Source organism: Streptomyces sp. NPDC048424, from assembly GCF_040651555.1.
Taxonomy (GTDB): Bacteria; Actinomycetota; Actinomycetes; order Streptomycetales; family Streptomycetaceae; genus Streptomyces.
On the sequence record NZ_JBEZKE010000011.1, the window covers coordinates 123,020 to 144,966 of the forward strand.

The 21,947-nt window shown below is 73.3% G+C and carries 17 protein-coding genes; 7 read left to right on the top strand and 10 right to left on the bottom strand.

What is annotated here, in order from left to right; translation table 11 throughout:
- Positions 1-14 precede the first annotated feature (14 nt).
- The 3 genes from AB0D29_RS18250 (at position 15) to AB0D29_RS18260 (ending at position 6,790) form a co-directional block, all read left to right on the top strand.
- Positions 15-2,951 (top strand): FAD-binding and (Fe-S)-binding domain-containing protein, encoded by a 2,937-nt coding sequence (locus AB0D29_RS18250; protein ID WP_362855307.1) that lies wholly within the window; start codon positions 15-17, stop codon positions 2,949-2,951.
- Positions 2,952-3,110: 159 nt separating this feature from the next.
- Positions 3,111-5,012: an ABC transporter ATP-binding protein gene (locus AB0D29_RS18255; RefSeq protein ID WP_362855309.1), complete on the top strand. Its 1,902-nt coding sequence runs from the start codon at positions 3,111-3,113 to the stop codon at positions 5,010-5,012.
- Positions 5,009-6,790 carry an ABC transporter ATP-binding protein gene (locus AB0D29_RS18260; RefSeq protein WP_362855311.1) on the top strand — a complete coding sequence of 594 codons (1,782 nt, stop codon included), beginning with the start codon at positions 5,009-5,011 and terminating at the stop codon, positions 6,788-6,790. The genes AB0D29_RS18255 and AB0D29_RS18260 overlap by 4 nt, the downstream gene beginning before the upstream one ends.
- A 33-nt stretch (positions 6,791-6,823) precedes the next feature.
- Here the strand turns inward: AB0D29_RS18260 and AB0D29_RS18265 are convergent, their stop codons facing one another.
- From AB0D29_RS18265 to AB0D29_RS18275, 3 genes are all read right to left on the bottom strand, one after another.
- On the bottom strand, positions 6,824-8,212 hold the full coding sequence (locus AB0D29_RS18265; protein ID WP_362855313.1) for an AMP-binding protein: 1,389 nt from the start codon (positions 8,210-8,212) through the stop codon (positions 6,824-6,826).
- A gap of 174 nt (positions 8,213-8,386) precedes the next feature.
- Entirely contained in the window at positions 8,387-9,925 is a 1,539-nt protein-coding gene (locus tag AB0D29_RS18270; protein WP_362855315.1) for a carboxylesterase family protein, read from the bottom strand.
- Between the two features lie 114 nt (positions 9,926-10,039).
- Positions 10,040-10,831: a metal-dependent hydrolase gene (locus AB0D29_RS18275; protein WP_362855316.1), complete on the bottom strand. Its 792-nt coding sequence runs from the start codon at positions 10,829-10,831 to the stop codon at positions 10,040-10,042.
- Between the two features lie 145 nt (positions 10,832-10,976).
- Between AB0D29_RS18275 and AB0D29_RS18280 the strand changes: the two genes are divergently transcribed.
- The 3 genes from AB0D29_RS18280 to AB0D29_RS18290 are packed head-to-tail and all read left to right on the top strand — an operon-like array spanning position 10,977 to position 14,876.
- Entirely contained in the window at positions 10,977-13,499 is a 2,523-nt protein-coding gene (locus AB0D29_RS18280) for a DUF3516 domain-containing protein (RefSeq protein WP_362855318.1), read from the top strand.
- A 52-nt stretch (positions 13,500-13,551) separates the two neighbouring features.
- Positions 13,552-14,466 carry an acyl-CoA thioesterase II gene (locus tag AB0D29_RS18285; protein ID WP_362855320.1) on the top strand — a complete coding sequence of 305 codons (915 nt, stop codon included), beginning with the start codon at positions 13,552-13,554 and terminating at the stop codon, positions 14,464-14,466.
- Positions 14,467-14,474: 8 nt separating this feature from the next.
- Positions 14,475-14,876, top strand: a complete 402-nt coding sequence (locus AB0D29_RS18290) for a YchJ family metal-binding protein (RefSeq protein ID WP_362855322.1) — start codon at positions 14,475-14,477, stop codon at positions 14,874-14,876.
- On the opposite strand, the gene AB0D29_RS18295 is transcribed toward AB0D29_RS18290, so the two are convergent.
- On the bottom strand, positions 14,840-15,691 hold the full coding sequence (locus AB0D29_RS18295) for a DUF6397 family protein (RefSeq protein ID WP_362855323.1): 852 nt from the start codon (positions 15,689-15,691) through the stop codon (positions 14,840-14,842). The two genes, AB0D29_RS18290 and AB0D29_RS18295, sit on opposite strands and share 37 nt — an antisense overlap.
- 118 nt (positions 15,692-15,809) lie before the next feature.
- Positions 15,810-16,208, bottom strand: a complete 399-nt coding sequence (locus AB0D29_RS18300) for a roadblock/LC7 domain-containing protein (protein ID WP_030709095.1) — start codon at positions 16,206-16,208, stop codon at positions 15,810-15,812.
- Positions 16,209-16,314: 106 nt separating this feature from the next.
- On the opposite strand from AB0D29_RS18300, the gene AB0D29_RS18305 reads away from it, so the two are divergent.
- Positions 16,315-16,752: a PPOX class F420-dependent oxidoreductase gene (locus AB0D29_RS18305; RefSeq protein ID WP_362855325.1), complete on the top strand. Its 438-nt coding sequence runs from the start codon at positions 16,315-16,317 to the stop codon at positions 16,750-16,752.
- A 60-nt stretch (positions 16,753-16,812) separates the two neighbouring features.
- Here the strand turns inward: AB0D29_RS18305 and AB0D29_RS18310 are convergent, their stop codons facing one another.
- The 5 genes from AB0D29_RS18310 to AB0D29_RS18330 form a co-directional block, all read right to left on the bottom strand.
- The gene (locus tag AB0D29_RS18310; protein WP_362855471.1) at positions 16,813-17,424 is read right to left on the bottom strand and encodes an ATP/GTP-binding protein; all 612 of its coding nucleotides are present in this window, start codon (positions 17,422-17,424) and stop codon (positions 16,813-16,815) included.
- Between the two features lie 71 nt (positions 17,425-17,495).
- Positions 17,496-17,876, bottom strand: a complete 381-nt coding sequence (locus AB0D29_RS18315; RefSeq protein WP_362855326.1) for a DUF742 domain-containing protein — start codon at positions 17,874-17,876, stop codon at positions 17,496-17,498.
- A gap of 17 nt (positions 17,877-17,893) precedes the next feature.
- Positions 17,894-18,337, bottom strand: coding sequence for a roadblock/LC7 domain-containing protein (locus AB0D29_RS18320; RefSeq protein WP_319733760.1), 444 nt, complete (start codon positions 18,335-18,337; stop codon positions 17,894-17,896).
- A complete protein-coding gene (locus tag AB0D29_RS18325; RefSeq protein ID WP_362855328.1) occupies positions 18,334-20,988 on the bottom strand; it encodes an ATP-binding protein in 2,655 nt (884 codons plus the stop codon). The genes AB0D29_RS18320 and AB0D29_RS18325 overlap by 4 nt, the downstream gene beginning before the upstream one ends.
- A 97-nt stretch (positions 20,989-21,085) precedes the next feature.
- Positions 21,086-21,868, bottom strand: a complete 783-nt coding sequence (locus AB0D29_RS18330; protein WP_362855472.1) for an MHYT domain-containing protein — start codon at positions 21,866-21,868, stop codon at positions 21,086-21,088.
- Positions 21,869-21,947 lie beyond the last annotated feature (79 nt).

Consider the following 21,947-nt stretch of genomic DNA (forward strand, 5'->3'; position numbering starts at 1 on the left):
GCGAGGGGTCACACATGCCGCTGCTGGAACCGGACCCGGGGACCCTGCGCCCGCGCGGCATCGGCGGCCCCTCCCCCGACCGGGTCCCCGCCCACCGGGCCGCCGGCACCCCGGAGCCGCTGCGCGGCGAGCTGACCGGGCTGCTGGGCGCCGAGAAGGTGCTGTGGAAGGTCGCCGACCTGGTCCGCTACGCCTCCGACGCCTCCCCCTACCGGTTCGTGCCCCAGGTCGTGGTGATCGCCGAGGACATCGACGACGTCTCCGCAGTGCTCTCGTACGCCCGCGGCCGCGGGCGCGAGGTCGTCTTCCGCGCCGCCGGCACCTCGCTCAACGGCCAGGCCCAGGGCGAGGACATCCTCGTCGACGTACGCCGTCACTGGGCCGGGATCGAGGTGCTGGAGGAGGGCCGGCGGGCCCGGATCCGGCCCGGCACCACCGTGGTGCGGGCCAACGCCGCCCTCGCCCGGCACGGCCGGATCCTCGGCCCCGACCCGGCCAGCGCCCTCGCCTGCACCCTCGGCGGGGTCGTCGCCAACAACGCCTCCGGCATGACCGCGGGCACCACGCGCAACTCCTACCGCACGCTCTCCTCCCTCACCGTCGTACTGCCCGGCGGCACCGTCGTGGACACCGCCGACCCGCTGGCCGACGAGGAGCTGGCGCGCGCCGAACCGACCCTGTGCCACGGGCTGATGGAGATCAAGAAGGAGATCGAGGCCGACCCCGCACTGGTCGCCCGGATCCGCGCCAAGTACGAGATCAAGAACACCACCGGCTACCGCCTCGACGCCTACCTCGACGGCCACACCCCCGTCGAGATCCTGCGGGGGCTGATGGTCGGCTCGGAGGGCACCCTCGGCTTCATCTCCGAGGTCGTCTTCGACACCCTCCCCCTCGACCGCGAGGTCTGCTCCGCCCTGCTGTTCTTCCCCTCGCTGCCCGCCGCCGCCGCGGCCGTGCCCGTCTTCAACGAGGCGGGCGCCGTCGCCGTGGAGCTGATGGACGGCAACACCCTGCGCGCCTCGGTCAGCGTCGCGGGCGTTCCCGCCGACTGGGCGGACCTGCCCGGGGACACGACCGCCCTGCTCGTGGAGTTCCGGGCCCCCGACGAGGCCGGCCGGGCCGCCTGCGAGCGCCGGGCCACGCGGGCCCTCGCCGGACTCGACCTGATCACCCCGGTGGCCTCGGTCACCAACGCCTTCACCAGTGACCCGAAGACCGTGGGCGGCTACTGGACGGCCCGCAAGGCCTTCGTCACGGCCGTCGGCGGAGCCCGCGCCCCCGGCACCACCCTGATCACCGAGGACTTCGCGGTACCGCCCTCCCGGCTGGCCGAAGCCTGCGAGGCGCTCCTCGCACTCCAGGCGGAGCACGGCTTCGACGCCGCCGTCGCCGGCCACGCCGCCCACGGGAACCTGCACTTCCTGCTCGCCTTCGACGCCGCCGACCCGGCCGACGTCGAGCGGTACGGGGCCTTCATGGAGGCCTTCTGCCGGCTCACCGTGGAACGCTTCGACGGGTCCCTGAAGGCCGAACACTCCACCGGGCGCAACATGGCCCCCTTCCTGGAACTGGAATGGGGCGCCCGGGCGGCCGGGCTGATGTGGCGCACCAAACGCGTCGTCGACCCGGACGGGGTGCTCGCCCCGCGCATCCTCCTCGACCGCGACCCGCGGGCCCATCTGCGCGGCCTGAAGACCATTCCGCAGGTGGAGGCGGTGGCCGACCCCTGCATCGAGTGCGGCTTCTGCGAACCGACCTGCCCCAGCGGAGACCTGACGACCACTCCGCGCCAGCGGATCGTGCTGCGCCGCGAGATGGTGCGCCAGCCGCCCGGCTCCCCCGTGCTCGACGGGCTCCTCGGCGCCTACGGCTATGACGCGGTGGACACCTGCGCGGGCGACTCCACCTGCAGGCTGGCCTGCCCGGTCGGCATCGACACCGGGGCGCTGATGAAGGACTTCCGCCACCGCCGGCACAGCGCGCGCGAGGAGGCCGCCGCCGCGCTGGCCGCCCGGCGGTTCCGGACCGTCGAGGCCGCCGCCCGGCTGACGGTGGCCGCCGCCGACCACCTCTCCCGTCGGGTCGGGGACCGGGCGCTCGAAGCGGTCACGGGGGCCGCGCGGAAGGCCGTACGACCGGACCTGCTGCCGCGGTGGCTGCCGCAGATCCCCGGCGCCGCCGCGCGGAACCTGCCAGCGACCCGCCGGGTGGGCGCCACGGCGGTGTACTACCCGGCCTGCGTCAACCGGATCTTCGGCGGATCCGGGGGCCGTCCCGGGCCCTCCCTGCCGGAGGCCGTGGTGGCCGTGTCAGAGCGCGCCGGCAAGCCCGTCTGGATCCCCCGCGACGTGAGGGGAACCTGCTGCGCGACCATCTGGCACTCCAAGGGCTACGACGCCGGGAACCGGGTGATGGCCAACCGGATCGTCGAGGCGGCCTGGGGCTGGACGGCCGGCGGACGGCTGCCGCTGGTCGTCGACGCCTCCTCCTGCACGCTGGGCATCGCGCAGGAGGTGGTCCCGTACCTGACGGAGGACAACCGGGCGCTCCACGCGGAGCTGCGGATCCTCGACTCGGTCGTGTGGGCCGCGGAGGAACTGCTGCCGCACCTGGAGGTCCGGCGCACGGTCGACTCGGCCGTGGTCCACCCCACCTGTTCGATGCGGCACTTGGGCGACGAGGCGCAGCTGCGGGCGGTGGCCGGGGCCTGCGCCGAGGAGGTGGTGGTCCCGGACAATGCGGGCTGCTGCGCCTTCGCGGGCGACCGGGGGATGCTCCACCCGGAGCTGACGGCCTCGGCCACGGCGCGCGAGGCGGCGGAGGTGACGGCGCGGGCCTTCGACGCGCACCTGTCGGCGAACCGGATGTGCGAGGTGGGCATGGACCGGGCGACGGGGCGGAGTTATCATTCGGCGCTGATCGAACTGGAGCACGCCACCCGCCCGTGAACGCCGGGGCGCGCGACCCCCCTGGGCAGGCACGACGCCGTCCACGGGTCCGCAGACCTGGTCGCGGGAGGCCTCCGCCGACGGAAAATCGATTGCCCCGGGCCGGTCCGGAAGGCGAACCTTGCACGGTTTGGACCACTCGACCAGTCATGGGGCGTCATGCAGATCAGCGATCTTCCGTATCCGGATCCAGGGGTACCCGACGCTCGCTCAGGCCCCCGTTTCCTCCTGTGGCTGGGGCGCGGTCAGCTGGGCGGACAGCTCAAGAGCCTGTGCTGGGGAATGCTGCACTTCTCCGGCATCGCGGGGCTGCCGTACGCCGTGGGACTGGGCGTCGACGCGGTCGTCGAACGCGACGCGAACCGGCTGCTGCTCGTCGGCGCGCTGCTCCTGCTGATCGGCGTCGCCATCTCGGTCGGCGACGCCATGCTGCACCGCACGGCCGTCACCAACTGGATCACCGCCGCCGCACGCGTGCAGCAGCTGCTCGCGCGCAAGACGGCCGAACTGGGCTCGGCCCTGACCCGCCGGGTCGCGGCGGGCGAGGTGGTCGCGGTGTCCACGGGCGACGTCGAGAAGATCGGCTGGTTCGTCGAGGCGGTCTCCCGCTTCCTCGCCGCCGTCTTCGCCGTCGTCCTCGTCTGCGTCGGGCTGCTGTTCTACGCACCCGAGCTGGGCGTGGTCGTGGCCATCGGCGTACCGCTGATCGCCCTGGCCGCGCTGCCGCTGCTGCCGCGCGCCACCAAGCGCGCCGACATCCAGCGGGAGAAGGCGGGCAAGGCCACCGAGCTGGCCTCCGACACCGTGGCCGGGCTGCGCGTGCTGCGCGGCATCGGCGGTGAGGAGCTGTTCCTCGGCCGCTACCGCGAGGCCTCGCAGGAGGTCCGCAAGGCCGCCGTGCGCAGTGCCCGGATGTGGGCGCTGATCTCCGCGATCCAGGTGCTGCTTCCGGGCGCTCTGCTGATCACGGTGGTCTGGTACGGCGCCACGCTCGTGGTGGACGGGCGCATCGCCGTGGGTGAACTCGTCGCGGCGTTCAGCGCAGTGGCGACGCTGCTGTATCCCCTGCGGCACTTCGAGGAGATCGCCATGGCCTACTCCTTCTCGCGCCCCTCCGCCAAGCGGGCCGCCCGGGTGCTGTCGCTGACCCGTACGGACGCCGCCGAGCGTCCCGCCGAGGCCGAAGCCTCGGGCGAAGCCGAAGCCGCCGGCAAGGGCGGGGCCGGGACCGGGGCGGTGGAGGCACCGGCCGCCGGCGGGGACCTGTACGACCCGCAGACCGGGCTGCTGGCCCCCGCGGGCCGGTTCACCGCCGTCGTGTGCGGGGACCCGGACCTGGCGGGCCGGCTCGCCGAACGCCTCGGCGGCCACCCCATGGACGACGACGGGAAGGACGACGCGGCGGGCGACGGTCCGTCGGTGCTCCTCGGCGGCGTCGCGCTGGACGAGCTCGCGCTGGACACCGCGCGCACGCTGGTCCTCGTACAGGACAAGGATCCGGTGCTGCTGTCCGGGACCCTGCGGGAGCTGTTCGACGTACCGGCCTCCGGCGCGGTCGACACCGGCGCGGCCCTGGCGGCCGCCCAGTGCGCGGACGTGCTGGACGCACTGCTGCAGTCGGCGCCGGACGGGGTCGACGACCCGATGGACGCGCGGATCACCGAGCGCGGCCGCTCGCTGTCCGGCGGGCAGCGTCAGCGTCTGGCGCTGGCGCGGTCCCTGGTCACCGACCCGGAGGTGCTGGTGCTGGACGAGCCGACCTCCGCGGTCGACTCGCACACCGAGGCGCGGATCGCGGACGGGGTCGCGGCCCTGCGCGCCGGCCGCACCACGGTGGTACTGGCCTCTTCGCCGCTGCTGCTGGACCGCGCGGACCGGGTCGTGCTCATCGACGGGGGCACGGTGGCGGCGGTCGGCACGCACCGCGAACTGCTGCACCGTGAGCCGCTGTACCGGGCCGTGGTCACCCGCGAGACGGACGAGGAGCAGCAGCGGCCCCTCGCCCGGCTGGAACTGACAGAGCTGGAAGAAGCACTCACAGAGATCGAGGAATCCGCATGATCGGCTTGGCGCCGCCGGAGTACGATCCGGCGGCCCCCCAGTCGGCCGCGACCCTGCCCGTGGGCAATTCGGCGACCGTACGGGGCTATGTGCGCGGCCTGTTCGGGCGCCACCGGCGGGCCTTCGTGGTGCTGGTGACCGTCAACGCGGTCGCGGTGATCGCCTCCATGGTCGGCCCGTACCTGCTGGGCCGGGTCGTGGACGATCTGGCACAGGGGGCGCGCGAGCTCCATCTGGGGCGCGTGGCCCTGTTGTTCGCGCTGGCGCTCGCCGTCCAGACGTTCTTCGTCCGGCTGGTCCGGCTGCGCGGGGCGATGCTGGGCGAGGAGATGCTGGCCGACCTGCGCGAGGACTTCCTCGTACGGTCGGTGGGACTGCCGCCCGGCGTGCTGGAACGGGCCGGCACCGGTGACCTGCTGTCGCGGATCACCACCGACATCGACCGGCTGGCGAACGCCATGCGCGAGGCCGTCCCGCAGCTGGCGATCGGCGTGGTGTGGGCCGGGCTGCTGTTCGGCGCGCTCGCGGTGACCGCGCCGCCGCTGGCGCTGGCCGCGCTGGTGGCGCTGCCGGTGCTGGTGATCGGCTGCCGCTGGTACTTCCGGCGCGCGCCGTCGGCGTACCGCTCGGAAGCCGCCGGCTACGCGGCGGTCGCGGCCGTTCTCACCGAGACGGTGGACGCGGGCCGCACGGTCGAGGCGCACCGCCTCGGGCCCGAGCGGATCGCGCTGTCGGAGCGGCGGATCAAGGAGTGGACGGCGTGGGAGCGGTACACGCTGTTCCTGCGGACGGTCCTCTTCCCCGTCATCAACGTCACCTACGTGACGATCCTCGGCTCGGTGCTGATGATCGGCGGCTACTGCGTGCTGCAGGGCTGGATGTCGGTGGGGCAGCTGACCACGGGCGCGCTGCTGGCGCAGATGCTCGTCGATCCGATCGGTCTGATCCTGCGCTGGTACGACGAGCTGCAGATCGCCCAGGTCTCCCTGGGCCGGCTGGTGGGCGTACGGGAGATCGAGCCGGACGCCGGGGACGCGAAGGTGGCTCCCGAGGGCCGGGACGTCCGCGCCGAGGAGGTCCACTTCGGCTACCGGGAGGGCGTGGACGTCCTGCACCAGGTGTCGATGTCCGTACCGCCGGGCACCCGGATGGCGCTCGTCGGGCCCTCGGGCGCCGGCAAGTCCACCCTGGGACGGCTGCTCGCGGGCATCTACGCGCCCCGGACCGGCGAGGTCACCCTCGGCGGGGCGCGGCTGTCGCGGATGCCCGCGGAGCGGGTGCGCGAGCACGTGGCGCTGGTCAACCAGGAGCACCACGTGTTCGTGGGCTCGCTGCGCGACAACCTCCGCCTCGCGCGGACGGGCGCCGGGGACGCCGAACTGTGGGCGGCGCTGGGCGCGGTCGACGCGGACGGCTGGGCGCGGGCCCTTGAGGCCGGTCTGGACACCGAGGTCGGCTCCGGGGGTACGGCGCTGACCCCGGCGCAGGCGCAGCAGATCGCGCTGGCCCGGCTGGTGCTGGCGGACCCGCACACGCTGGTGCTGGACGAGGCCACCTCGCTGCTGGACCCGCGTGCGGCGCGGCACCTGGAGCGTTCGCTCGCCCGGGTGCTGGACGGGCGCACGGTCATCGCCATCGCCCACCGGCTGCACACCGCGCACGACGCGGACGTGATCGCGGTGGTCGAGGCCGGCCGGATCAGCGAACTCGGCTCGCACGACGAGCTGGTCGCGGCCGACGGGGCGTACGCGGCGCTGTGGCGGTCCTGGCACGGGTGACCCGGGCCGGCGGCTGTGCGGCCGTCCGGCCCGTCACGGGCCGGACGGCTCCGCGCGGTCGGCCCGCCGCCGCACGTCCTGGAGGCGGCCGGTCACCACGAGGTTGCCTTCCGGGGTGCGCCGCGCGAGATCGCCGGTGCGGAAGTATCCGTCGGCGGTGAAGGAGCGCGCGTTGCGGCCGGGCGCCCGGTAGTAGCCCCGCGGGGTGTAGGGGCCCCGGGCGAGGAGTTCGCCGGGCTCCCCGTCGGGCACGTCCTCGCCGTCGGCGTCGACGAGGCGGATCTCGTCGTCGGGCGAGAGCGGGCGGCCCTGCGTGGTGAGCACGGTCTCGTCCGGATCGTCGGGCCGGGTGAGGGTGAGCGGCCCCTCGGCCTTGCCGAAGACCTGCTGGAGGCGACAGCCCAGTTCGGGGCCCAGCCGTTCGGCGGTGGCCCGGTCCAGGGGCCCGTCGCCGATCTGCACGAGACGCAGACTGCTCACGTCGGCCCGGACCGTGGGCAGCGCGTCGAGCCAGCGCCGGGCGACGGCGGGCACCAGCGAGGTGAGGGTGACCCGCTCCCGCTCGATGAGCGGAAGGCTTTCCGCCGGTTCCGGGTCCTCGGTCAGCACGACGGTGGCGCCGACGGAGAGGGTGCCGACGATGCCGGGGCAGCCGAAGGCGAAGTGGGACGCGGCGGGCAGCGCGGCGAGGTACACGTCGTCCTCGGTGAGCGAGACCAGTTCGGCGGCGGCCCGCGCCTGGTAGACGTAGTCGTTGTGGGTGCGCGCGATGAGCTCGGGCGCCTCGGTGCCATCGCCGGAGAGCAGGAACAACGCCACCTGGTCGGCGCTCTGCGCGAGCGGCCGGTCGGGCGGGGAGTCGAGGGAACGCAGCGGGAAGTAGTGGCAGCCCGACGGGTCGGTCGTGAAGCCGCCGTACGGGGACGAGTCACCCGGCGCTTCCAGGGGGAACACCCGCCGCAGGAAGGGCCCTCCGGCCGCGATGTCCGCGGCCATCGCCGTGTGGTCGAAGCCCCGGTACGCCGAGGGACCGACGTAGCCGACGGCCTGGGTGACCCACGCGATCGGGGACACCTCGGACGCGCGGTGCCCGACCGGGCACAGGACGGGGAACATGCCGGCGCGCATCAGCGCGAAGACCGTGATGACGAACTCGGGAACGTTCGGCAGCTGGACGACGACCCGTTGCCCGGGGCGGAGGCCGCGCAGCCGGAATCCGGCGGCCATGCGGTCCACGCGCCGGTTCAGGTTCGCGTAGGTGATGCGGGTGGCTCCGTGCACGAGGGCGGTCCGCGGTCCGTACTGCAGGGCCCAGTCGCGCAGCAGGTTGTCCAGCGTGTTGCCGCGCCAGTGCCCGGCCGCCCAGTAGCGGTCGACGAACTCCTCGGGCCAGGGTGTACAGCCGTCGAGCATGCCTGTCATTCGCTTCCTTCCCCACCGTCCTGACCCTGGCAACCCAATCCGTCAACACCCCTGCGCACAATGCGCTTTCCCGACCATGGGCGCTGAATTCGATCAGCTGAAAGACCAAGGCACGCCGCTGACCAGCGGGAACGGTCGCGGCCTGGCGGTCCGGCGGGCTGGCGGTCCGGCGGGCTAGGTGCCGAGCAGCGGCAGGGCGGGGAAGGCGTGGTCCTGCCAGATCCGGCGGGAGGCCTCCTCCGGGTAGGCGGCCAGGTCCGGCCGGGAGCCGAAGAGCCGTACGAGGCGCTGTCCGCTGCCGTACGCGGGCCAGCCGGGGTCGCCGTGGGCGGCGAAGGCCGTCCAGGCGGCCCGCATGCGCGCGGACAGCTCCTCCGCCTCCGGGAACGGGCTCTCGCCGATCAGCACCGCGGGCTGGCCGCGCTCCAGGTTGCCGAAGACCAGCGGCACGTCGAGGCCGTGGCAGGCGCCGAGGGCGCCGCCCATGCCCGGGGCGGACCAGGTCAGCTCGTAGACGTGGGCACGGCCGCCGGCGGCGGTCTGGGCCTGGGCTAGGTGGAGGGACGGCATGCGGAACAGCCAGTCGGAGCCGACCAGCTCGTACAGCTCGTCCGGGCCCGCGGCCGGAAGGGCCTCGCGGTAGCGGCGTGCGGCGTCCCGGCCCGGCCCGAAGACGTGCAGGGCGGTCTCCGCCTGCTCCGCGGTGACCTGGCCGAGCAGTCCGTCGAGGGCGGTGAGCAGCCGTACTTCGTCGCGGGTGTGGCCGACGAGGAGGTCGATGTCCCGGCCGGCGCCATCGGCCAGGGCCTGCCACGGCGTGACCGGGAGGGACTCGTCTCCGACGACCGGCGAGAACGGGACCGCCCGGTGCGCGACAGGGCCCCAGCGGTCCGCCCACTGGTCCATCTTGGCGCCGACCGCGTCACCGGCGGCGGACAGCCGGGCGGGGTCAACCCCGGAGAGATCGGCGAGCGTGGGGCGCAGTCCCAGCTCGGCGGCGCAGGCGGCTGCGATGTCGGCGGCGAGCTCCGGCGAGAAGTAGGTGCCCTGCACGCTCTGCGCGACGGCGCGGCGGAAGAGCCCGGCCGCACGCGGCATCGCCGACAGCGCGGCGACCGATCCGGCGCCCGCCGACTGGCCGAAGACCGTGACGCGGCCCGGGTCACCGCCGAAGGCGCGGATGTTGTCGCGCACCCATTCCAGGGCGGCGACCTGGTCCAGCAGGCCCCGGTTGGCGGGCGCCCCCTCGATCTGTCCGAACCCCTCCAGACCGACGCGGTAGTTGAACGTCACCACGACGACACCGCCGTCACGCGCCAGGCGGCCGCCGTCGTACTCGGGGAGACCCGACATGCCGATCGAGTAAGCGCCGCCCTGGATCCACACCATCACGGGCAGCGCCGCGCCCGGGCCCGGCTCGGGCGACCAGACGTTGACCGTGAGCCAGTCGTCGCCCGCCGCGTCCCGTGCCCGCGCGTCCATGCCGAAGTGGCCGCCCTGCGGTGGCGGCGGGCCGTACGACACCGCCGGCCGCACGCCGTGCCATCCCCGTACGGGCCGCGGCGCGGCGAACCGCAACGGGCCGACCGGCGGCTCGGCGAAGGGGATGCCGCGGAAGACCGCCACACCCTCCTCCCGGGTGCCGCGCAGCGCCCCGCCCGCAACGCGGACCTCCGGCGGGGATCCAGCGGTCTCGGACGCGAAAACGGTCATCACAGCTCCCTCACTGGGCGGCCCGGACGTCCCGGATCATTCCGCTGCCGCCCGAAGCGCGCCAGTGAATTAAGGAGCTGCCGGCGCCGGCCGGAAGGGGGGCGCCAAAGGGGGCTAGATGAACCCGAGGGCGGAGGCGCCGCCGAAGCCGCCCAGCAGGACGAAGACCGGCATGAGGACCTTGAGCTCCACCCAGCTGCCGGCGCGGAAGCGCATCATCTTCGGCGGGCCGATCGGGTACCAGCGCTTGCCGGCGATCGGCAGGGGCCACAGGACCGGGCAGCCGGAGACGGTCAGCGCGTCGCCGATGTCGTGGACCAGGGCGCCGAGCACGATCGGCAGGCCGAGCCAGAGGTACTCCTGGCCCGGGCCGGTGAACAGCCAGTCCGCGCCGTTGCCGGGCTGGTCGAGCACCCCGGCCAGGATCCACGCGCTGGTCGCGCCGAGCAGCCAGACCAGGACGTCGCTGGACATCCGGGCCGCCCGCCACAGCAGGCCTTCGACCGCCAGCACCAGGTGCACGAAGAGCAGGGCGAGCACGCCCCAGCGGTCGGCGGTGACGGCGAGCGCGGAGGCGCCGCCGCCGATCAGGACGGCCCAGAGCCACGTGTGCGTCAGGGTGCGGTGGCCGCCGGTGCGGCGGGCGTCCTTCTTGGAGCGGGTGGACTTGTAGACGGCGTAGGAGATCTTGTCGACCACCTCGCACAGGCCCCGGGAGAGCGGGCCGAAGGCGCGCGAGATCGTCGCCGACTTGTGGTCGAGGTCGGGGGCCAGGGCCGCCCCGGCGCAGATGAGCGCGCCGACGACGAGGACCGGCCACGGCATGGGGTGTCCGGCCGCCGCGGTCGCCGCACCCACCCCCAGCCAGGCCGCTGCCCCGGACAGTGAGTGCGCCGGACCCATCATGGTCGTTTCCCGCCCCGGTGGTGTTGTGGTCGGGCCCCGTCGACTGTTTCGTTCGGGCCCCATCGACGGCACAGCGTACCGTCGATGATCTTCCTCCCGTCCGCCGGTTCCCTGATCCGGGGGGAAGCCAGGCAAGATGGGGGGTGTGACCCTCATTGATCAGCTCCCGCCGAACGCCGACCCCGACGCCCTCTTCGAGGCTTTCTCCTCGTGGGCGGAGGACCAGGGCATCACCCTGTACCCGGCTCAGGAGGAGGCGCTGATCGAGGTCGTCTCCGGGGCGAACGTGATCCTGTCCACCCCGACGGGCTCCGGCAAGAGCCTCGTCGCGGCCGGCGCGCACTTCACGGCCCTGGCCCAGGACAAGGTCACCTTCTACACCGCCCCGATCAAGGCCCTGGTGTCGGAGAAGTTCTTCGACCTGTGCAAGCTCTTCGGCACCGAGAACGTCGGCATGCTGACCGGCGACGCCTCCGTGAACGCGGACGCCCCGGTGATCTGCTGCACCGCCGAGGTGCTGGCCTCCATCGCCCTGCGCGACGGCAAGCACGCCGACATCGGCCAGGTCGTGATGGACGAGTTCCACTTCTATGCCGAGCCGGACCGCGGCTGGGCCTGGCAGATCCCGCTGCTGGAGCTGCCGCAGGCACAGTTCGTCCTGATGTCGGCGACCCTCGGCGACATGAAGCGGTTCGAGGAGGACCTGACCCGGCGCACGGGCCGGCCCACCTCCGTGGTCCGCTCCGCGACCCGGCCCGTCCCGCTGTCCTACGAGTACGTCACCACGCCGATCACCGACACGATCACCGAGCTGCTGGAGACCCGGCAGGCTCCGGTCTACATCGTGCACTTCACCCAGGCCCAGGCGGTCGAGCGGGCGCAGTCGCTCATGAGCATCAACATGTGCACCCGCGAGGAGAAGGACAAGATCCAGGACCTGATCGGCAATTTCCGCTTCACCACCAAGTTCGGCCAGAACCTCTCCCGCTACGTCCGGCACGGGATCGGCGTGCACCACGCCGGCATGCTGCCCAAGTACCGCCGCCTGGTGGAGAAGCTCGCCCAGGCCGGTCTGCTGAAGGTCATCTGCGGTACGGACACCCTCGGGGTCGGCGTCAACGTCCCGATCCGTACGGTGCTGTTCACCGCGCTCACCAAGTACGACGGCAACCGGGTCCGGACGCTGCGTGCCCGCGAGTTCCACCAGATCGCCGGCCGCGCCGGCCGGGCCGGCTTCGACACGGCGGGCTACGTGGTCGCACAGGCGCCCGAACACGTCATCGAGAACGAGAAGGCCCTCGCGAAGGCGGGCGACGACCCGAAGAAGCGCCGCAAGGTGGTGCGCAAGAAGGCCCCGGAGGGCTTCGTCGCCTGGTCGGACACCACCTTCGAGAAGCTCATCGCCGCCGACCCGGAGCCGCTGACCTCGCGCTTCAAGGTCACCAACATCATGCTGCTGTCGGTCATCGCCCGGCCGGGCGATGCCTTCAAGGCGATGCGCCACCTCCTCGAGGACAACCACGAGCCGCGCAAGGCCCAGATCCGGCACATCCGCCGGGCCATCGCGATCTACCGCTCGCTGCTGGACGGCGGTGTGGTCGAGAAGCTCGACACCCCGGACGCCGAGGGCCGCACCATCCGGCTCACTGTCGACCTCCAGCAGGACTTCGCGCTCAACCAGCCGCTGTCCACCTTCGCGCTGGCCTCCTTCGACCTGCTGGACCCGGAGTCCCCCTCCTACGCCCTGGACATGGTGTCCGTGGTGGAGTCCACGCTGGACGACCCGCGCCAGATCCTGGCCGCCCAGCAGAACAAGGAACGCGGCATCCAGGTCGGCCAGATGAAGGCCGACGGCATCGAGTACGAGGAGCGGATGGAGAGGCTCCAGGACGTCACCTATCCCAAGCCGCTCGAAGAGCTGCTCCTCCACGCCTACGACGTGTACGCCAAGAGCCACCCGTGGGTGCGCGACCACCCCGTCTCCCCGAAGTCGATCATCCGCGACATGTACGAACGCGCGATGACCTTCACCGAGTTCACCTCCTTCTACGAGCTGGCCCGCACCGAGGGCATCGTGCTGCGCTACCTGGCCAGCGCGTTCAAGGCGCTCGACCACACCATCCCCGACGACCTCAAGTCCGAGGACCTCCAGGACCTGATCGAATGGCTCGGCGAACTGGTCCGCCAGGTCGACTCCAGCCTGCTCGACGAGTGGGAGCAGCTGGCGAACCCGGAGGTGGAGACGGCGGAGCAGGCCCAGGAGAAGGCCGACCAGGTCAAGCCGGTCACCGCGAACGCGCGCGCCTTCCGCGTCCTGGTCCGCAACGCGATGTTCCGCCGGGTGGAGCTGGCCGCCCTCGACCACGTCAACGTGCTGGGCGAGCTGGATGCCGAGTCCGGCTGGGACGCCGACGCCTGGGGCGATGCCATGGACGGGTACTGGGACGAGTACGACGACCTGGGCACCGGCCCCGACGCGCGCGGCCCCAAGCTGCTGCAGATCGAGGAGGACCCGGCGCACGGCCTGTGGCGCGTCCGCCAGACCTTCGCCGACCCCAACGGCGACCATGGCTGGGGCATCAGCGCCGAGGTCGACCTCGCGGCCTCGGACGAGGAGGGCCGGGCCGTCATCCGGGTCACCTCGGTCGGCGAGCTCGGCGCCCTCTGACCTGCTCCGGCATTCCGCCGGCCCGCCCGGACCCGACAGTGGAGATCCTCTGATGACGAACCCCGCCGAGAGACTGGTCGATCTGCTCGATCTGGAGCAGATCGAGGTCAACATCTTCCGTGGCGCCAGCCCCCAGGAGTCCCTCCAGCGCGTCTTCGGCGGCCAGGTCGCCGGCCAGGCGCTGGTGGCGGCGGGCCGCACCGTCGAGAGCGACCGCCCGGTGCACTCGTTGCACGCGTACTTCCTGCGCCCCGGCATCCCCGGGGTGCCGATCGTGTACCAGGTGGAGCGGGTGCGCGACGGGCGGTCCTTCACCACGCGCCGGGTCACCGCGGTCCAGCAGGGCAAGACGATCTTCAATCTCACCGCCTCCTTCCATCATCCGGAGGAGGGCAGCATCGAGCACCAGCTGCCTCCTCACCACTTCCCCCACCCGGACACGCTCCCCAAGGTCGCGGACGAGATCCGCGAGCACCTCGGCGCGCTGCCGGAGGCGCTGGAGCGGATGGCCCGCCGCCAGCCCTTCGACATCCGGTACGTGAACCGGCTCCGCTGGACTCCGGAGGAGCTCAAGGGCGCCGACCCCCGCAGCGCGGTGTGGATGCGCGCGGTCGGCCCGCTGGGCGACGACCCGCTCGTGCACACCTGCGCTCTCACCTACGCCAGCGACATGACCCTCCTCGATGCCGTGCGCATCCCCGTGGAGCCCCTGTGGGGCATGCGCGGTTTCGACATGGCCTCGCTCGACCACGCCATGTGGTTCCACCGGCCGTTCCGGGCGGACGAGTGGTTCCTGTACGACCAGGAGTCACCCATCGCGCACGGCGGCCGCGGTCTCGCCCGGGGCCGCATCTACGACGTGGAGGGCAAGCTGCTGGTCTCCGTGGTCCAGGAGGGCCTCTTCCGTCCGTACCCCGCCAAGCCGGCCGATCCGGCCCGGCCGTCCGAGCCCGCCCCGAAGAACTGAGCACGCCCATGCCCACCTCCGCCCTCCCCTGCCCCTGCGGGCTGCCCGCCGCGTACCCGGAGTGCTGCGGCCGCTTCCACTCCGGTGCCCAGCAGGCACCCACCGCCGAGCGGCTGATGCGCTCCCGGTTCAGCGCCTTCGCCGTCGGCGACACCACCTACCTGCTGCGCTCCTGGCACCCCTCGACCCGTCCCGCCCATCTCGACCTGGACCCGGGGCAGCGCTGGGAGCGGCTGGAGATCCTCGCCACCGAGCGCGGCGGGATGTTCGAGACGGAGGGCTCGGTGGAGTTCCGCGCCCACTACCGCGAGGGCCGGCACACCGGCTCGCTGCACGAGCACAGCAGCTTCTCGCGCGAGGCCGGGGCCTGGGTCTACGTCGGCCCCCTCTCCCCCGTCGACTTCGACTGACCCCGAGCCCCCGTCAGGGCGAAGTCCAGGCTGGTGCGGTACCAGTGGACCTCCTCCGGCGGCCCGGCCTTCAGCAGCCGCAGCGCGACCGCCGCCGACGCCGGGACCTGCGGATGCCCGTAGGGCGGGGGCGGTGCGAGCGCGGCCAGGACGATCCGCTCCCCCGGGTCCGGCACGGCCGCCCGCAGCTCCTCCTCCGGGAGCACGGAGGCCAGTACGGCGGCGCGCTCCCAGGGGTCGGCGGTACGTCTCAGCAGCAGCCCGACGTGCCGCCCTCGCCACCTGCGCGGGCGCAGGTCCTCCTTGGCCGCCATCAGCTCCCGGTCCGCCTCGGGCGCGGTCCCGCGCAGCATCCCGGGCTCACGTGCCGCGAAGGCCCGTAGTTCCGCGGCCAGATAGAGCCACACCACGGCCCGGTACCGGTTGATCCGGTAGCCGACCGGGGTGACGTGTCCGCAGCGCGCGAGGCGGGTGAACCGGCTCGGGCCGATCCCCAGCACCCCGGCTCCCGCCTCCGCTCCGGCCACGGCCTCGACCCGCTCGCGCAGTGCGTCCGCTCCGCCCGCCGCCGACCTGGCCCGGTCCAGCTCCGCCCGTGCGTAGCGCGCGGCCCCGCCCGCGGTCGGCCGCGCCGCCCGCACCATCCCCAGCTGGACGGCCCTGGCGAACTCGCCACGGGCCAGCCCCAGTTCCCCCGCGGCCTGCACGCCGCCCACCAGCACATCGGCTGCGCCGCCCGGTTCGGCAGCCGCCTCGCTCCCCGCGCGCCGCACGGCCACCTCGACGTCCCGCAGCACGGTCCCCATCTGCATCATCACGGTCCTCCCCCACGAGCAGTGATTACTCTGTGTGAAGACCGTAACCCAGCGCTACGACATCCGCGCCGCCTGTGGATAACTCTCCGGAGCGCCCCCGCCCCCACCCCCGCAGGAGTCAGCCGCCGGTGATGCGCCGCTCCGCGACGCCCAGGTGCTCGCCCACCCGATTGACCAGCAGCGTCATCTCGTAAGCGACCTGGCCGATGTCCGCCTCGGCCGCGCTCAGCACGCACAGGCAGCTCCCCGCGCCCGCCGCCATGACGAAGAGGACCCCCTCGTCGTACTCGATCATCGTCTGGCGGACCTCACCGGCCCTGAAATGCCGCCCGGACCCCTTCGCCAGGCTCTGCAGACCGGCCGCGACGGCCGCCAGGTGCTCGGCGTCCTCCCGCGCCAGTCCCGCGCTCGCCCCCGTCACCAGGCCGTCGTTGGACAGCACCACCGCATGCCGCACCTGCTGCACCCTGCGCGTCAGGTCGTCCAGCAGCCAGTCCAGTTGCTTGTCCAGTGCCATTCCCAGCCCCTCCCCGTTGACACGGCCGGCCCGGCCGCGCCCCACCCCTCGTACTCGTGCCGCAAGCCTTCCCCACCAGCGCCTTTGGGGCAAGGAGGATGTCCCCATGGCGAAGAAGATGACTCAAGAGGAATGGCGGGCGTTCGTCTCGCACTCCACCCGCACCGGAAAGCTCTCCACCGTCCGCGAGGACGGGAGCCCGCACATCGCTCCCATCTGGTTCGTACTCGACGGAGATTCCTTCGTGTTCAACACCGGCAAGGACACCGTCAAGGGGCGCAACCTGGCCCGTGACGGCCGGGTCGCGCTCTGCGTGGACGACGACCAGCCGCCCTTCTCGTACGTCGTGCTCCAGGGCCGCGCCGAGATCAGCGGATACGACGACGACGCGGACGCGTTGCTCACCTGGGCGACGCGGATCGGCGCCCGCTACATGGGCGAGGAGCGCGCCGAGTCCTTCGGCCGCCGCAATGCCGTCCCGAGCGAACTCCTCGTCCGGGTCCCGATCGACAAGGTGATCGCCCTCGCCGCAATCGCGGACTGACCGGCCCCACGGGTCGACCAGCCGGCCGGTTCCCACGGACCCCGTTCACACGGACTCCGTTCACACGGAATCGGCCTGCGGCTCCACCGAGTCGAGCAGCCGGGCGGTGTGCACCCGCCCGGCGTACTCGACCAGTCTGATCAGCACTTCCTTCCCCGAGTCCTTGTCCCTCGCGTCACACAGCACCACCGGCGTCCCCTGGTCCAGGTCCAGCGCCCGCGACACGTCGTGCGCCCCGTACCGTCGCGCGTCCGTGAAGCAGTTGACGGCCACCACGAAGGGGATGCGCCGGTGCTCGAAGTAGTCCACCGCCGGGAAGCAGTCCTCCAGCCGCCGCGTGTCGGCGAGCACCACCGCGCCGAGCGCGCCCTGCGACAGCTCGTCCCACAGGAACCAGAACCGGTCCTGCCCCGGAGTGCCGAACAGGTAGAGCGACAGCCCGGACCGGATGGTGATCCGCCCGAAGTCCATGGCCACGGTCGTCGTCGTCTTCTGCGCCACGCCGCCCGTGTCGTCGACCAGTTCGCCCGCCTCGCTCAGCAGCTCCTCCGTCCGCAGCGGCCGGATCTCGCTCACCGCGCCCACCAGCGTGGTCTTCCCGACGCCGAAGCCGCCCGCCACGAGGATCTTCAGCGCGAGGGAAGCCAGTTCGGCGTCCTCCCCGGGGTCCATGTCCGTGTCCACGTCCACATCAATGTCCGGGCCCGGGACCGGTCCGGCAGGTCCGTTGTCATGCTGTCCCATCAAAGCGCTCGCAATCCCTCGATGACTTCACGCAGAATCCGCTCGTCCGGCAGCTGCGCCGGCGGCACCGGCCGGCTCACCTTGACGTGCCCGCCCTCCAGCAGGTCCCCGAGGAGGACCCGCACCACCCCCACGGGCAGGTCGGCGTCGGCGGCGAGCTCCGCCACCGACTGGGTCTCGGCCCGGCAGAGTCCGAGCAACGCCCGGTGTTCGGGGCCGAGCAACGACTCGGCCGCCTCGTCCGTGCCCTCCGGGTCCACCACGACCAGGGCGATCAGGTCGAAGCGCACCCCGTGGGGTCCCGGCTTCGTACGCCCGCCGGTCATGGCGTACGGGCGGACGAGCGGGCCCGCGTCGGCGTCGTACCACTGGCCGTCCATGTCGCGGACCGCCGCCCTCAGCCGGCGGCCGGCGGCCGCGCCGCGAACCGGGGCGGCGTGTAGAGGTGCTCGCCGACCCTCTTCACCAGCCGGGCCATCTCGTAGGCGATCAGGCCGATGTCGGCACTGGCGGCGCTGAGCACGGCGAGACAGGAGCCGTCTCCGGCGGCCGCCACGAAGAGGAAGCCCTCGTCCATCTCGACCATCGTCTGGCGCACGCCCCCGGCGTGGAAATGCCGGCCCGCGCCCTTGGCCAGGCTGTGGAAGCCGGAGGCCACCGCCGCGAGGTGCTCGGCGTCCTCCCGGCTGAGGGCGCTGGAGGCGCCGACCGCCAGCCCGTCGTTGGAGAGGACCACGGCGTGCCGGACCTCTCGGACCCGGCGCACCATGTCGTCCAGCAGCCAGTCCAGCTCGCCGGACCTGCGCACGCCGTCGAGGTCGATCCTCTGGTGTTCGATCATCTCAGTTCTCCTTCGCTGCCTGCGTGGGGGGAGTTCTCCTGGGCGCCGCGGACCCAGCCGGCCCGGTACGCCGCCATCCGGTCCCGGGCCTGCTCCGGACTGCGGCCCGGCGGGTCCTCGGGAAGGCGGACCCCGGCCGGGGCCTTCGGGGCGGGGGCCTCGCGGAGTTGCGGGACGAGGCTGGCCTGGCGCACCCGCCGCGGCAGCTCCGTCACCGAGGCCGAAGGGGCTGAAGGGGCTGAAGGAGCTGAAGGAGCCGACAGGCCCGAGCGGACAGAGGCGGCAGAGGCGCCAGAGGCTCCGGAAGGGGTCGACGCCGCCTGGCCACGGGCGGCCGCGCCGCCGGGAGCGCGCGGCCGCAGCGCTGCCACCGGGGCCGGGCGCGGCTCCTCGGGCGCGGGGGTCGGCTCCGCGGCCGAGATGCCGCGCGGGTCCTCCCGTACCGCCGAGCCGCGCGCGTCCTCCCGTACGACGGTCATGGCGGGCGGGGCCTCCGCCTGCGCCGGCGACTCCGGTGGCGGCGCCGCGGCCGACCGCTCGTGGCCGGGGGCGGTGCCTGGGCCGGGAGCTGGGGCCGAGGCTGAACCGGGGGCGCCGACCGTGAGCGCGCCCTGGAGCATCGAGTTCGGCAGGAGCACCACCGCGGTGGTGCCGCCGTAGGGCGACGTCCGCAGGTGCACCTTCACCCCGTGGCGGGCGGCGAGTCGGCTGACCACGAAGAGCCCGAGCCGGTCGCTGTCGAAGAGGTCGAGCGCCTCGGACTGCTCGATGCGCCGGTTGGCGTCGCCGAGGGATTCGCGGCCCATGCCGAGCCCGCGGTCCTCGACCTCCAGGACGTAGCCGGCGCCGACGGGTTCGCCGCTGACCCGGACCTTGGTGTGCGGAGGGGAGAACTGTGCGGCGTTCTCGATGAGTTCGGCGAGCAGGTGGGTGAGGTCGGCGACGGCGCCCCCGACCACGGCGGCCTCGGCGAGCTGGCGGACCTCGATGCGCGGGTACTCCTCGATCTCGGAGACCGCGGCCCGTACGACGTTCGTGAGGGGGACGGGCATCCGCCAGGCGCGCCCCGGGGCCGCACCCGACAGGATGATCAGGCTTTCGGCGTGCCGGCGCATCCGTGTGGTGAGGTGGTCGAGGCGGAAGAGGTCGCCGAGTTCGTTCGGGTCGTCCGCGCGCCGTTCCATCGAGTCGAGCAGGGTGAGCTGCTTGTGCACGAGGACCTGGCTGCGGCGGGCGAGGTTGACGAAGACGCCGGAGACCCCGCTGGCCAGCTCCGCCCGCTCGACGGCGGCGCTCAGCGCGGCCCGGTGGACGGTGCCGAGCGCCTCGCCGACCTGGGTGATCTCGTCGTCGGCGGGCGGTCCGGGCGGGGTCTCGGCGGTGACGTCGATGTCCTCGCCGGCGCGCAGCCGTTCCATCGCCTGCGGGAGTTTGCGGTGGGCGATCTCCAGGGCCGTGTTGCGCAGCGAGACGAGTTCCACGACCAGCGCGCGGCCGATCCGTACGGAGATGACGAGCGAGGCGGCGACGGCCGCCAGGCCCAGCAGGACGGCGGCGCCGGCCGGGCTGAGCCCGCCTTCGGCGAGCGGGTCGGCCCGCTCGGCGGCAGCGGCGTGCGCCGCTTCCTCGATCTCCCGCATCGAGGCACCGATGCCGGTCTGGGCGGCCTCCCAGCCGGCGGGCGCCCCGCGGCCGTCCTTGGAGGTGCCCGCGGCCAGGGCCCGGTCCTCGGCGCCGGTGAGGTCGGCGTAGGCGGCGCTCTTGGCGACGGACTCCCATGCGGCCTGCTGGGCGGCGGGGAGGTCGCGGGCCGCGGAGTCGGTGAGCGCACGGCGGGTCTCGATGGTGCCGGTCAGCTGCCGAAGCGTTTCGGCGCTGCGCGGGCCCGGTACGGCGAGCAAGGCGTCCTCGCGCGACAGGAGTTCCCCTGCGCGGGCGAATTCGAGCAGGACCCGGGCGTCGGGGCCGAGTTCGGCGTCCTCGCCGCCGGTCAGGGCGCCGCCCACGGCGAAGGCGGAGTCGACCACGCGGGTGTAGATCTCGTAGGCCGCCTCGGGGGTGGCGCGGCGGTCGGTGATGTCCTTGCGGGCCGATTCCAGGGCCTCGGCGGCGACGACGAACGCGCCCAGGCGGACCACGATGTCGGAGCGGTAGTCGCCGGAGTCGGCGACGGTGTGGCGGTCGCCGAGCCGCAGCCGCCGGACGGCGGTGTCGGTGCTGCGGGCCTGCTGGTCCAGGGCGCCCGGGTCGGCGGCGGGGTCGGCGAGGAGGCGGACGGCGGCCCGCCGCTCGGCCTGGAGTTCGGTGACGGCGGCGGCGACGGGCGTGCGTATCTCGGCGTCGGCCTGGTGGATGCGGCTGAGGCGGGCGATGTCCTGGGCGGTGGTGACGGTGGCGAAGCCCCAGAGGGCGAGGAGCGAGACGACCGGGACCATCAGCAGCGAGACGATCTTCGCGCGAACGGTGGCGGGGCGCAGCCGCAGCCGGAATCCGCGGGCGGGCGGGGCGGCCTGAGCGCCCGGGAGGGGCTGGTGGGACCGGTGTTCCGCCGATTCCTCGGCCGGCGGTCCGGCGTGGGCCCGGCGGCCGCGTGCCGGGGGCGCGGGCAGCCGCGGCGCCGCTGCTTCCGGTTTTCTGCGGGGTGTTCGCATGGGCTCCTCGTTCCGGGCGGTGCCTACGGGTGCGGTGGCGGTTCGGTGCGGGTGCAGCGGCGGTGGGGCCGGGCGGGAGTACGGGAACCGGGCGGGCTCAGTGCGCGGTCACGGTGTGCTCCCCGAGATGCCGGGCGGCCGAAGCGGACGCGGCCCGTTCGTCGGCCGTCGGGGAGAGCGCGACGAAGGCGGCGGTGATGAACAGGTAGGAGCCCAGGCCGACGGCGAGCGGGAAGATGAACTGCATGGCGGTGGCGCCGGGAAGGTCCGCGTCCGAGGGGCTGACGCTGACCGCGACGGCCATCATCCCGGTGTAGTGCATGCTGCTGACCGCGGCGCCCATGACGAGCGAGGCGACGGCGACGGCCACCGGTGACTTGATGTTGAGCGCCGCCCACAGGGCCGCGGTGGCCGCGATCACGGCGATGGCGACGGAGAGGCCCACGGTGAGCGGATCGTAGGAGACCTCGCCGTGCAGGCGCAGAGCCGCCATGCCCAGGTAGTGCATGCTGGCGACGCCCAGTCCGGTGGTGAGACCGCCGAGGACGAGCGAGCGGCCGCGGTCCTTGCCGTAGCCGACGGCGAAGACCCCGGCGCCGACGACCAGCATGGCGACGAGCAGGCTGAGGATGGTGAGCGGCACGTTGTAGTGGATCTCGGTGCCGTTGACCTCGAAGCCGAGCATCGCGACGAAGTGCATCGTCCAGATGCCGGTGCCGATGGCGGAGGCCGCGGTGAGGAGCCAGTTGCGGCGGGAGGCGCCCGTCGCGGCGAGCGCGCGGACGGTGCAGCGCAGCCCGAGGGCGGCGCCGATCGATGCCATCACGTATGACAGCACGGGTGTGAGCCACCCGTAGGCGGCGTGGTCCAGATGTCCCAGGTGTCCCATGGCCACCGGACGCTAGTCCGGGTGAGAGCGCGAACAGGGGGCGCATTTCGAAAGACGCTGGAACTGCTGG

Coding starts and splice junctions, on each gene's coding strand:
- AB0D29_RS18290 (WP_362855322.1), top strand. CDS start 14,475: ATGCCCACCTCCGCCCTCCCCTGCCCCTGCGGGCTGCCCGCCGCGTAC.
- AB0D29_RS18270 (WP_362855315.1), bottom strand. CDS start 9,925: ATGACCGTTTTCGCGTCCGAGACCGCTGGATCCCCGCCGGAGGTCCGC.
- AB0D29_RS18315 (WP_362855326.1), bottom strand. CDS start 17,876: ATGGACGGCCAGTGGTACGACGCCGACGCGGGCCCGCTCGTCCGCCCG.
- AB0D29_RS18260 (WP_362855311.1), top strand. CDS start 5,009: ATGATCGGCTTGGCGCCGCCGGAGTACGATCCGGCGGCCCCCCAGTCG.
- AB0D29_RS18250 (WP_362855307.1), top strand. CDS start 15: ATGCCGCTGCTGGAACCGGACCCGGGGACCCTGCGCCCGCGCGGCATC.
- AB0D29_RS18275 (WP_362855316.1), bottom strand. CDS start 10,831: ATGATGGGTCCGGCGCACTCACTGTCCGGGGCAGCGGCCTGGCTGGGG.
- AB0D29_RS18285 (WP_362855320.1), top strand. CDS start 13,552: ATGACGAACCCCGCCGAGAGACTGGTCGATCTGCTCGATCTGGAGCAG.
- AB0D29_RS18305 (WP_362855325.1), top strand. CDS start 16,315: ATGGCGAAGAAGATGACTCAAGAGGAATGGCGGGCGTTCGTCTCGCAC.
- AB0D29_RS18265 (WP_362855313.1), bottom strand. CDS start 8,212: ATGACAGGCATGCTCGACGGCTGTACACCCTGGCCCGAGGAGTTCGTC.
- AB0D29_RS18310 (WP_362855471.1), bottom strand. CDS start 17,424: ATGGACCCCGGGGAGGACGCCGAACTGGCTTCCCTCGCGCTGAAGATC.
- AB0D29_RS18295 (WP_362855323.1), bottom strand. CDS start 15,691: ATGATGCAGATGGGGACCGTGCTGCGGGACGTCGAGGTGGCCGTGCGG.
- AB0D29_RS18320 (WP_319733760.1), bottom strand. CDS start 18,337: ATGATCGAACACCAGAGGATCGACCTCGACGGCGTGCGCAGGTCCGGC.
- AB0D29_RS18325 (WP_362855328.1), bottom strand. CDS start 20,988: ATGCGAACACCCCGCAGAAAACCGGAAGCAGCGGCGCCGCGGCTGCCC.
- AB0D29_RS18300 (WP_030709095.1), bottom strand. CDS start 16,208: ATGGCACTGGACAAGCAACTGGACTGGCTGCTGGACGACCTGACGCGC.
- AB0D29_RS18255 (WP_362855309.1), top strand. CDS start 3,111: ATGCAGATCAGCGATCTTCCGTATCCGGATCCAGGGGTACCCGACGCT.